The sequence below is a fragment of the Actinomadura roseirufa genome, from assembly GCF_900659635.1.
GTDB classification, from domain to species: domain Bacteria; phylum Actinomycetota; class Actinomycetes; order Streptosporangiales; family Streptosporangiaceae; genus Spirillospora; species Spirillospora roseirufa.
The window spans coordinates 1-10,290 of the sequence record NZ_CAACVB010000262.1; the positions used below are offsets into that span (position 1 = coordinate 1).

The following is a 10,290-nucleotide window of genomic DNA, read 5'->3' on the forward strand; positions in this document are numbered from 1 at the left end:
CGGGCGCGGGGCAGGAGCCGGGGCCGCCTCGGGTTCCACGTCGGCGGGCGCGGCCGCGGCGGGCGCCGGGTCCTCGCCGGTCTCGCGCTCGGCCGGCTCCTGCTCCGGGACGTCCTCCTCGGTCAGGTCCTCGGCGGGCGGTGCCGCCGGGGCCTCGTCGTCCTCCCGCGCGTCCTCGTCCGGCTCGGCCTCGCCGGTGACGGCGGCGGCCGGCCGGTCTTCTTCCCGGGCGTCGTCCTCGTGGGCGTCGTGCGAAACGGCGGCGGCCCCCTCGGGGGCGTCTTCGGCGAGGTCGCCGTCCGGGCCGGCGTCCTGGGCCTCGGTGGCGGGGTCCTCGTCGGTCTCGGCGGAGATCTCGGTGTCCGCGGACTGCGGAGCGGCCTCGCCGGGCTCGGTGTCCTGTCGGGCCTGGTCGGCTTCGGCGTCTTCCGCGTCGAGGGCCTCGGCCAGTTCGTCGGCCTGGAGCGTCTCCTGCTCCTGGACGTCCTCGTCCGGCTCGTCCGCGGCGGGGTCGGCGTCGACGAGGTCGCTCTCGGCGGAGGCCGCGTCGTCGTGGAACTCGTCCGCTGTGCCGATCAGTGAGGGCGCTGCGGGGTGCGCGGCGGCCGTCTCGGTGGTGTCCTCGTCGTAGCGGCCGTCGTAGAGGTCGCCGTCCTCCGGCTCCTGGAACCGGGCCGTCTCGCGCGGGGCGGAGGCGCGGCGGAGCGGCGCGGACTCGGCCGGGCGGCGGTCGGCGGCCTCGCGCAGCCGGGACGACTCGCCCGCGTCGCGGGCGGAGAAGGATGGGCGCGGTTCGAGCACGCGGGCGCGCTCGACGACGTACTCGCGGGGCGCGGCGGCGCGCAGCGGCTCGGGGGAGCGCTCGCCGGGGTGCTCGGCCTCACTGGGAATGCCGCGGGCGGTGAGGTCGCGGCCGTCGGAGACGACCTTCATCGCGGGACGGCGCGGAACGAGCGGGGTGACGGTGTCGGAGAGGCCTTCGTCGTCCCACTCGACGGCGGTCAGGCGGGCGGCGATCTCGTCCAGCGGGGAGACGTGCCGGCGGCGCGGGTCGAACACCCACTCGGCGGCGTGCGGGCGGCCGTTGTCGAAGAACGACAGGCGGACGCGCCAGGTGTTGTCCTCGCACTTCCAGGAGTCCCACTCGACCTCTTCGAGGTCGACGCCGCCGCGGCCGAGCCGCTCCTCGACGGTCTCGCCGAGCGGCGGGCCCGGGGCGGTCTCGCCCGGCCGGCGGACGGGCACGCGCTGCGCCTGCTGGGCCATGTACTCGCGTTCCTGCAGGACGGGCCCCTCGAACCAGCGGACGCGTTCGACGGGGATGCCCGCGGACTCGGCGATCTCCTCGGCGGTCTCGCCGGAGCGGATGCGGGCCTGGATCTCCTTAGGACGCAAGGGACTCTCCACTTCGATCTCGAACTGGCCGAGGCGGGAGAAGTGCCCACGGACCGCGGCGCGGAGCCGGTCGTCGACGGGCAGGGTGAACCGGGTGCCTCGGCCCGCGGTGGCCAGGACGAGGTACGTACCGTCCTCGCTGACCGCGACGAGGCGCAGCTCCTGCATGCGTGTCCTTCCTGCCCTGTCCTGACGGCACGGAGGGCGCCGTCCGACGCCGCCGGTGCCGAGCCCGCCTCCACCGTGCTCTCACCGGCCGGTCGTCCGATGCCCGCCGAGGGCGCATGCGTGCCCTTCCCCCGGGTTCCCGAGTCTCTCTTTCGGACACACCTGCTGCCAGCACCGTACCCGGCATGTCCGAACATCGCCGCTCCCGAAGCCCTCTTCACAAGGCCGAAGAGGGCACCTGACCTAGCTTGCCGGTGTCGCGGTCCGGTCGGGGGCGCCCTGCCTGATTCTTGTGCATCCTTTTCCACACTGTGCCTGACGGCGTCCCGGAGCTCCACCGGTTTCGCGTTACGAGCATCACGTCCATGCCTGGAACACCGTCAAGTGACGGTTAGTTTCGTTTTGGGGGAAATTTGGGCAATCGAACGGAGGGGACCAACCGATGCGGCGCAAGCTGCCGGACCTGAGCACGACGCAGCTGATCGCCAGCGGGGTGGCGACGCTCGCCGCGGCCGTCGGCGCGTCCTACCTCGGGGTGTACGGGACGATCCTGGGCGCGGCTTTCATGAGCGTGGCCTCGACGGCGGGCTCCACGGTCTGCAAGCACTACCTCGACCAGGGCAGGGCGCAGATCAAGGATCTGACGCACCTCCAGGCCGCGGAGCAGCGGCGTGAGGCGGCGCGGGAGGCGGGGGCGGACGCGCGGAGCCCGGACCCGACCCGGGCCGTCGCGTGGCCGGCGGGCGACCCGAACGCCACGCGGCTGGACCTGCCGCTGCCGGGCGGTGGGGACCCGAACGCCACGCGCCTGGACCGCACGCCCGCCGAGACGGTCGCGGAGGCGCTCGCCCAGGAGGCCGGCGCCGAGGCGGTGCGGGAGGTCGTCCGGCGGTCGGCGCTGCAGAACACGGTCGAGTGGGCCAAACGGAACTGGGTGAAGCTGGTCGTGTCGTCGGCGGCGGTCTTCGCGATCGTGATCGGCGGCATCACGCTGTACGAGGCGACGACGGGGACGCCGATCGGGAACGCCCAGAGCAAGGGACTGACGGTGACGAAGGTCCTCGGCGGCGACGGAGGCGGGACGTCCGACCGGCGCCCGGAGTCGCCGTCCACGCACCGGACGGAGCCCGGCGCGTCGCCGAGCGGCGAGCCCTCCGGCGAGGTCCCGTCGACCGGTTCCAGCACGCACCCGGAGGAGGGGACGACGGGCCGCCCGAGCGACCGGCCCACGACGGGCACCCCCACGACCCCCACCGAGCCGACAAAGCCGGACACCCCCACGCCGACCAAGAGCACGGGCGGCGAGGGCGCTACCCCGAACGGCCAAGGCGGCACCGAAACAGGACCACGCACGGCTCCAACCGAGTGACCGCCCGTACCCCTGAAGCGCGTCCCTCCCAGCGCCCCCCGACCGCCACGCGAACGCCCTGACCGGCGGGCCTGCGTCGACCGAGAACACAGGCGGTGAGGGCGGCCCCTCAGGCGGCCAAGGCGGCGCCGACACAGGTCCACGCACGGCTCGACGGAGTAGATCGCCGGGACACTGAAGGTCGTCCCTCACAGGTGTGCTCAGCCGTCACGCGAGCGCGCTACCTGACCGGCGGGGCGAAGCCGAAGGCGAGCCCCGCCGGGAAGATCGCGAAGCGATTCGCGCTCGCACAAGCACGGTCACGGAGCGAGCCGCCAGGCGAGCGCAGTGGGCCGGGCTTGCAATGAATTCAGTCTCCGAAGACGTGGCGTGTGTAGGGGTTGGCGAAGCGGCGGTCGGGGTCCAGTTCGTTGCGCAGCGCTTGGAAGTCGCCGAACCTCGGGTATGCCGCTTCCAGTGCGGAGGCGTCGCGGGTGTGCAGTTTGCCCCAGTGTGGACGGCCGCCTCGCGCGGTCATGAGGTCCTCGACGGCGCGGAAGTACTCCTCGTGCGGGTCGCGGTGGTAGACGTGCACCGCGATGAAGGCGGTCGGCCTGCCGTAGGCCATCGACAGCCAGGCGTCCTCGGGCGGGAGCACCCGGACCTCGATGGGGAAGCTGATCCGCCAGTCCTTCCTGGCGAACAGGGCGCGGAGTTCTCGTAGTGCGGGGAGCAGCTCCTCGCGCGGGATCGCGTACTCCTGTTCCTTGAAGCGCACCGTCCGCGGGCTGGTGAAGACCTTGTAGGAGGTGTCGCTGTAGGTGCGCGCGCCGAGCGCCCTGGCGGAGACGGCGTTGACGAACGGTGTGGTGGCGGGCGCCAGGTGCGTGACCCGGTTGACGGCCCCGAAGACGGTGTTGGACAGGAACGTGTCGTCCAGCCAGTGCTTGATCTTCGGCAGCGGCTCGGCGGGGCCCTCCACGCGGTTGTTGCGTTTGGTGAGGCACCCCTCGGTGTGGGGGAACCAGTAGAACTCGAAGTGTTCGTTGGCCGAGTCGAACTCGTCCAGGCGCGAGAGGACCTGGTCCCATTTCATGGGCGCCTCCTGCGCGCGGAGAAGGAAGGCCGGGACCGTCTGCCAGGTGACGGCGGTGACGATGCCGAGCGCGCCGAGCCCGGCGCGGGCCGCGTCGAACAGGTCGGGCCGCTCGTCCGGTGAGCACGTGACGGCCGAGCCGTCGGCGAGGACCAGTTCCAGCGCGGCGACCTGTGAGGTGAGCCCGGAGGTGTCGCGTCCGGTGCCGTGCGTGGCGGTCTGGATGGCGCCGGCGACGGTCTGCTCCTGGATGTCGCCCATGTTGGCCAGGGCGAGGCCGTGCTGGTCGAGGACGCGGTTGAACTCCCCGAGCCGCAGCCCCGCCTCGACGGTGACCAGCCCGGTGGCGGTGTCGACGGAGCGGACCGCGGTCAGGCCGGCCGGGCGCAGCAGGACCCCCTCGGCGACGGCGGCGCCGGTGAAGGAGTGCCCGGTGCCGGTCATCCGGACGGTGAGTCCGTCGGCCGCGGCCGACCGGACGGCGTCGGCGACCTGCGCGGTCGTGCGCGGCGTCACCGCGCGCCGGGCCGTGACCTGCTGGTTTCCCGCCCAGTTCCGCCACGTGGTGCTCTCGGGAGACATGCCCGGACTCTACTCGGCGGGTTCCGGCGCGACCAGCAGACGCGAAGAAGATTCATGTTTGCGCATCGTCCGGAGCCCCACCATCCCGATGAGCGCGGCGGCCACCGCGCATCCCAGCGGGATGAGGAACGTCGTGCGCGAGCCCTGCCAGTCCACGGACCGGCCCGCGAGCGAGGAGCCGAGCGCCACCCCCACGCCGATCGCCGTGGAGACCAGCGCGAGCCCCTGGGTCAGCGCCCCGGCCGGGACGAGCCGTTCCACCAGCCCGAACCCCGGGATGATCGTCGGGGAGATCGCCAATCCCGCGAAGAAGACGACGAACATCATCAGGTAGAGGTCGCCGACCAGGACGGGTCCCACGAGCCCCGCCACCAGCAGCACGAGGCCCGCCTGGAAACGGCGGGCGAGAGGGGCGTTCCAGTGCCGCGCCCCGTACCAGAGCGCCGCCACGCCGCTGCCCAGGGCGTAGCAGCCGATCAGCGCCCCGGCGAGCGCCTTATGGCCCTGCTCCTCCGCGAACGCCACCGCGGTGACGTCGGTCGAGCCGAACGTCATGCCGAGCATGAGGAACACCGGCGTGAGCACCACGAGGCCCGTGTTGCGCAGCACCCCGTCCCCGCCGCCCGGCTCGCGCGGCCGCGGCGGCGGCTCGGTGCCGCGCTGCCCGGCCAGCGCCAGGGAGCCGGAGAGCGTACAGGTCGCCGAGGCGACGAGGCCCGCCGCGGGGTGCACCCCGGTGGACAGCACCGTGACGAGCATCGGCCCCGCGATGAAGATCGTCTCGTCCACGACCGACTCGAAGGAGTAGGCGGTGTGCATGCGGGCGGGGGTCTCGCGCAGGGCGTGCGCCCAGCGCGCCCGCACCCAGGCGCCGAGGGACACCTGCGTGAGCCCCGCGGCCGCGGCGGCGGTGAACAGCGTCCAGAGCGGCAGCCGGGCCTGCCCCACCGTGATCAGCGCGGCGAAGCTCACGGTGTTGGCCACCGCCAGCGGGGCGAGGACGCGGTGCTGCCCGTACCGGTCGGCGAAGCGCGCGCTCAGCGGGGCGCCGACCGCGAAGGCGACCGACAGGGTCGCGGTGACGGCCCCCGCGACACCGTAGGAGCCGGTGACCGCGGTCACGAAGAGGACGATGCCGATGCCCACCATGGACATCGACATGCGGCCGACGAGCCCCGCGGTGACGAAGAGCCGGGCCCCCGGGACCGTGAGCAGCTCCCGATACGGACTGGCCACCTGATTCTCCTTTCGCGGCCGGGACCGGGGCGTCCCGTGCCACGTCTTCCGACCTCAGCCCCATGATCACGTTACCTGGGGGAATGATGTGAAATGACAGGCAACTCGTCCGCGGCGAGACTCGTTGGGAATGGTTGTGGCTCCTCCATCAGCACCGCGCGCCTCCGGCGCGAGCGAGCAGGCGTCCGTCGAGCCGGACGGGCGACGCCACGGAGCCGGGGGGCCGGCGGGCGGGCGACCGCGCGGGCGCGGCCTGCCGTTCGCGGTGGCCGGGATCGCCCTGCTGGCGTTCAGCACCGCCTCCACCGGCGTCTACGCGGCGCTGACCGCGGACGAGCGGGAATCCAGTGCGTCAGGGACGCCTCAGGCGGACCCCATGCCCGCTCCAGGCCCCGGAGGACCGGTCAACGTGGCCGACGGCGGGCAGGTGGCGCCGTTGCGCCGGGTCGTCCCGCCGGATGTGCTGGCCGTCAGCGGGGATCCGATCCCCGCGGACAGGATCGCGAAGCTCACCAAGCTGTCCAAGGTCCGGGACGTGGTGGCGGTGGCGGGTGGCGCCGTGCAACTCCAAGGACGGCAGGTGAACGCCTTCGCCGTCGACCCGTCCTCGTTCCGGTCGTGGACGCCGCCCGGCACCGCCACGAACACCGGGCTGTGGTCGGCTTTGGCCGCGAACCAGTTCGCGGTGTCCCCGGCCGCCGCGGACCAGCTGAAGATGAACCGGGGCTCGCGGTATCCGGTCGTCGGGAAGACGGTGCTGAGTCTGACGATGGGCGGTTCCGGCCAGTTCGGCCTCCCGGGGATCGACATGCTGGTCGGCTCGCGGACGGGCGCCGACATGGGGCTGGTCCCGAACGTCGCGGTGCTGGTCAACGCGCCAGGGGCGGAGCCGGCGAAGGTGGCCGCGCAGGTGACCCGGGTCCTCGGGCGCGGCGCGAACGTGGTGAACCTGCACGAGGGCAAGTACCGGACGTCGGGGGAGGGCGGCCGCCCCGGCAGCTACCTGGACCTGTACAAGCAGGCGGCGACCAGTTGCTCCGGTCTGTCCTGGACGGTGCTCGCGGCGATCGGGCAGGTGGAGAGCGACCACGGCCGCAACGCGGGGCCGTCCAGCGCTGGCGCGCTCGGCCCGATGCAGTTCATGCCCGCCACATGGAAGTCCTATGGAGTGGACGGGGACCGTGACGGCAAGGCCGACATCATGAACCCCTACGACGCGGTCCCCGGCGCCGCGAAGTACCTGTGCGCCAACGGTGCCGGACAGGGCGGTCAGCAGTTGTACAAGGCGATCTGGCAGTACAACCATGCTGACTGGTATGTCCAGAAGGTCCTAAATTTGGCGCAGGCGTACGCCACGCGCTTCAAGTGACCCGCCCCCGGACGCGCCGGGGCCGAGGGCGGGACGGGGCACCCGGAAAGGGCTGATTGGATGGGGGCATGACGTCGTACGACGCGTTGCTTCTGCTGTCCTTCGGGGGGCCGGAAGGGCCCGATGACGTGATCCCCTTCCTGGAGAACGTGACCCGCGGCCGCAACATCCCGCGAGAGCGGCTCGAGCAGGTGGGCGAGCACTACTACCTCTTCGGAGGAGTGAGCCCGATCAACGGGCAGTGCCGGGACCTGAAGGCCGCGATCGAGGCCGACTTCGCGGCCCACGGGGTGGACCTCCCCGTCTACTGGGGGAACCGGAACTGGGCGCCCTTCCTCGCCGACACCGTCCGCACCATGAAGGCCGACGGCGTGCGCCGGGCGGCCGCCTTCGTGACCTCCGCCTACAGCGGCTACTCGACCAACGACCAGTACCTGGAGGACATCGCGCGTGCGCGCGAGGAGGTACCGGGCGCTCCCGAGATCGACAAACTGCCCGTCTACTGCGGGCGGCGAGGGTTCGTGGAGCCGTTCGCGGACGCCGCCAGGGACGCCCTGGGACGGCTGCCGGACGGCGCGCGACTGGTGTTCAGCGCGCACAGCGTCCCGCTCGACCAGCCCAACCGTGACCTGTACGTCGCGGAACTGGAGGAGGTCGCGGCGGCGGTCGCGGCCGAGGCGGCTCCCGGAGCGCCATGGGACCTCGTCTACCAGAGCCGCAGCGGGCCGCCGTCGCAGCCGTGGCTGGAGCCCCAGATCACCGACCACCTGGAGAAGCTCCACGGCGAGGGCGTCCGCGCGGTCGCGGCCGTCCCGATCGGGTTCGTCTCCGACCACATGGAGGTCAAGTACGACCTCGACGTCGAGGCCGCCGAGCGGGCCGCCGAGCTGGGGATCGCGTTCGCCAGGGCCGCGACCCCCGGCGCCGACCCGCGTTTCGCCGCGCTCGCGCGCGAGCTGCTGACCGAGGCCGCGGAGGCGTCCGCGGCGAGAGAGGGAACCGGATGAGCCTGCCGGACGAGCTCCTGGAGCTGGCCGCCGAGACCGCGCGGGAGGCCGGCCGGATGCTGGTCGACAAGCGCCCGGCGGACGGCCCGGACGTGGTGCAGACCAAGTCGAGCCCGACCGACGTCGTCACCCAGATGGACCGCTCCGCCGAGGCGCTGATCATCGAGCGGATCACCGCGGCCCGGCCCGGCGATGGCTTCCTCGGCGAGGAGGGCGGCACCCGGGCGGGCGGCAGCGGGGTCCGCTGGGTGATCGACCCGATCGACGGCACCGTCAACTACCTCTACGACCTGCCCGACTGGGCGGTCAGCATCGCCGCCGAGGTCGACGGCGTCGCGGTGGCCGGCGCCGTGGAGATGCCGCGGCGCGGCGAGACCTACACGGCGGTGCGCGGCGGCGGCGCCCTGCTGCACACCGCCTCCGGCGCCCGCGAACTCCGGGTGAACTCTCGCGTCCCGCTGGGCGAGGCGCTGGTGGCCACCGGGTTCGGGTACGCGGCCGAGCGCCGGGCCCGGCAGGCGCGGGTCCTCACCGGGGTGCTGCCCGCCGTCCGCGACATCCGGCGCGGCGGCTCCTGCTGCGTGGACCTGTGCTCGCTCGCCGCGGGCCGCGTCGACGCCTACTACGAGCGCGGCGTCCAGGCGTGGGACGTCGCTGCGGGGGCGTTGATCGTCCAGGAGGCGGGCGGCAGGGTCGAGGGCCTGGGCGGCGCTCCGGCGGGACCGGAGCTGACCATCGCGGCGGGCCCCGGCACGTTCGAGGCCCTGCACGACGTCCTGGCGTCCCTGGACCCCCTCCACGACTGACCGCGGACGGACGAACGGAAGCCCGGGACGAATGTCCCGGGCTTCTGTCGAAACACGCGCGACCAGGGTCTGCTTCACGGTGACCCTCAGCCGCCGCGCGAGAGCGTTACCTGTCCGGCGGGGCGACGCCGGAGGCGAGCCCCTGGGCCGGGATTGCGGTGAACAAAGGACCGCTCAGTCGCAGCGGGGTGGCTCTACGCCAATGTCGTGGTTCGCTGCGATCCGGCGCAGCTCCTTGATCTCCTCCTGGCGGATGTCCACCAGGTAGGTGTCGCCATCTGCGTGGGCGCTTCGCAGCGACGCGTAAGCGTCATCGAGCCGCTGCTGGATCGTGCGTGACAACTCGCCCATGGGCCTCCTCCCGGATCGTGCCCATGCCTACCCAGCCCTAGGCTGAAGGTAAACCTGTTCGCCGATGCAATTTTCGTGGATCCTTACGGCAAGCCTAGGCGGGGTCGCGGACGGCAGCTTGAACGGGTGTTTACGGGCGTCTTACGGGCCCCGTGGCATACCTGGGACCCGGGGCGGGAGCCGCCCCGACCGGAGGGGGAAGAAGCTGTGCGTGTTCTAGTCGTCGAGGACGAGCGGGTGCTCGCCGACGCGATCGCCACCGGCCTGCGCAGGGACGCGCTGGCGGTGGACGTGGCCTACGACGGCGCGGGGGCCCTGGAGCGGGCCGGGGTCAACGAGTACGACGTGATCGTGCTCGACCGCGACCTGCCGCGGGTCCACGGGGACGACGTGTGCAAGCAGCTGGTGGCGCAGCGCTACCCCGCCCGGATCATCATGCTGACGGCGGCGGGCGAGCTGGACGACCGGGTCGAGGGGCTGTCCATCGGCGCCGACGACTACCTGGCCAAGCCGTTCGCGTTCGCCGAGCTGATCGCCCGGGTGCGCGCCCTCGGCCGGCGCGCCGCCGCGCCGCTGCCGCCGGTGCTGGAACGCGCCGGGATCACCCTCGACCCGGCCCGCCGCGAGGTCCTGCGCGACGGCCGCCCGGTCGAGCTGACCCGCAAGGAGTTCGCCGTCCTGGAGGTGCTGCTCAGCGCCGACGGCGCCGTCGTCAGCTCCGAGCACCTGCTGGAGAAGGCCTGGGACGAGCACATCGACCCGTTCACGAACGTGGTCCGGGTCACGATGATGACGCTCCGCAAGAAGCTCGGCGACCCCCCGGTGATCGAGACCGTGCCCGGCGTGGGATACCGGCTGTGACCGCCGGATCCGCCTGGGAGGAGCCGGTGCGGCGTCCCACCGGGCAGGGCGCGCCCGGTTCCGGCGCGGCC

At 72.9% G+C, this 10,290-nt stretch carries 9 protein-coding genes; 5 read left to right on the plus strand and 4 right to left on the minus strand.

The window, feature by feature from the left end:
- On the minus strand, window positions 1–1,563 hold a 1,563-nt coding region (gene sepH / locus E1291_RS34110; protein WP_131742196.1), incomplete at its 3' end, for a septation protein SepH.
- Between the two features lie 442 nt (window positions 1,564–2,005).
- Here sepH and E1291_RS34115 point away from each other — a divergent pair.
- Window positions 2,006–2,932, plus strand: coding sequence for a hypothetical protein (locus tag E1291_RS34115; RefSeq protein ID WP_131742197.1), 927 nt, complete (start codon window positions 2,006–2,008; stop codon window positions 2,930–2,932).
- Window positions 2,933–3,281: 349 nt separating this feature from the next.
- Here the strand turns inward: E1291_RS34115 and E1291_RS34120 are convergent, their stop codons facing one another.
- Together E1291_RS34120 and E1291_RS34125 are read right to left on the minus strand one after the other, a co-directional pair.
- Window positions 3,282–4,589: a D-arabinono-1,4-lactone oxidase gene (locus E1291_RS34120; RefSeq protein ID WP_131742198.1), complete on the minus strand. Its 1,308-nt coding sequence runs from the start codon at window positions 4,587–4,589 to the stop codon at window positions 3,282–3,284.
- Window positions 4,590–4,598: 9 nt separating this feature from the next.
- Window positions 4,599–5,825, minus strand: a complete 1,227-nt coding sequence (locus E1291_RS34125) for an MFS transporter (protein WP_207401087.1) — start codon at window positions 5,823–5,825, stop codon at window positions 4,599–4,601.
- A 130-nt stretch (window positions 5,826–5,955) separates the two neighbouring features.
- Here E1291_RS34125 and E1291_RS34130 point away from each other — a divergent pair, with 130 nt between their 5' ends.
- From E1291_RS34130 to E1291_RS34140, 3 genes are all read left to right on the plus strand, one after another.
- Window positions 5,956–7,194 (plus strand): lytic transglycosylase domain-containing protein, encoded by a 1,239-nt coding sequence (locus E1291_RS34130; RefSeq protein WP_131742199.1) that lies wholly within the window; start codon window positions 5,956–5,958, stop codon window positions 7,192–7,194.
- Window positions 7,195–7,262: 68 nt separating this feature from the next.
- Window positions 7,263–8,201, plus strand: a complete 939-nt coding sequence (locus tag E1291_RS34135; RefSeq protein WP_131742200.1) for a ferrochelatase — start codon at window positions 7,263–7,265, stop codon at window positions 8,199–8,201.
- Window positions 8,198–9,007 carry an inositol monophosphatase family protein gene (locus E1291_RS34140; RefSeq protein WP_131742201.1) on the plus strand — a complete coding sequence of 270 codons (810 nt, stop codon included), beginning with the start codon at window positions 8,198–8,200 and terminating at the stop codon, window positions 9,005–9,007. The genes E1291_RS34135 and E1291_RS34140 overlap by 4 nt, the downstream gene beginning before the upstream one ends.
- A 174-nt stretch (window positions 9,008–9,181) precedes the next feature.
- Here E1291_RS34140 and E1291_RS42555 read toward each other — a convergent pair whose 3' ends face one another.
- Window positions 9,182–9,358 (minus strand): hypothetical protein, encoded by a 177-nt coding sequence (locus E1291_RS42555; protein WP_165495423.1) that lies wholly within the window; start codon window positions 9,356–9,358, stop codon window positions 9,182–9,184.
- A 207-nt stretch (window positions 9,359–9,565) separates the two neighbouring features.
- Between E1291_RS42555 and E1291_RS34145 the strand changes: the two genes are divergently transcribed.
- Complete coding sequence (locus E1291_RS34145) at window positions 9,566–10,219, plus strand: response regulator transcription factor (RefSeq protein WP_131742202.1); 654 nt, start codon at window positions 9,566–9,568, stop codon at window positions 10,217–10,219.
- Window positions 10,220–10,290: the final 71 nt, after the last annotated feature.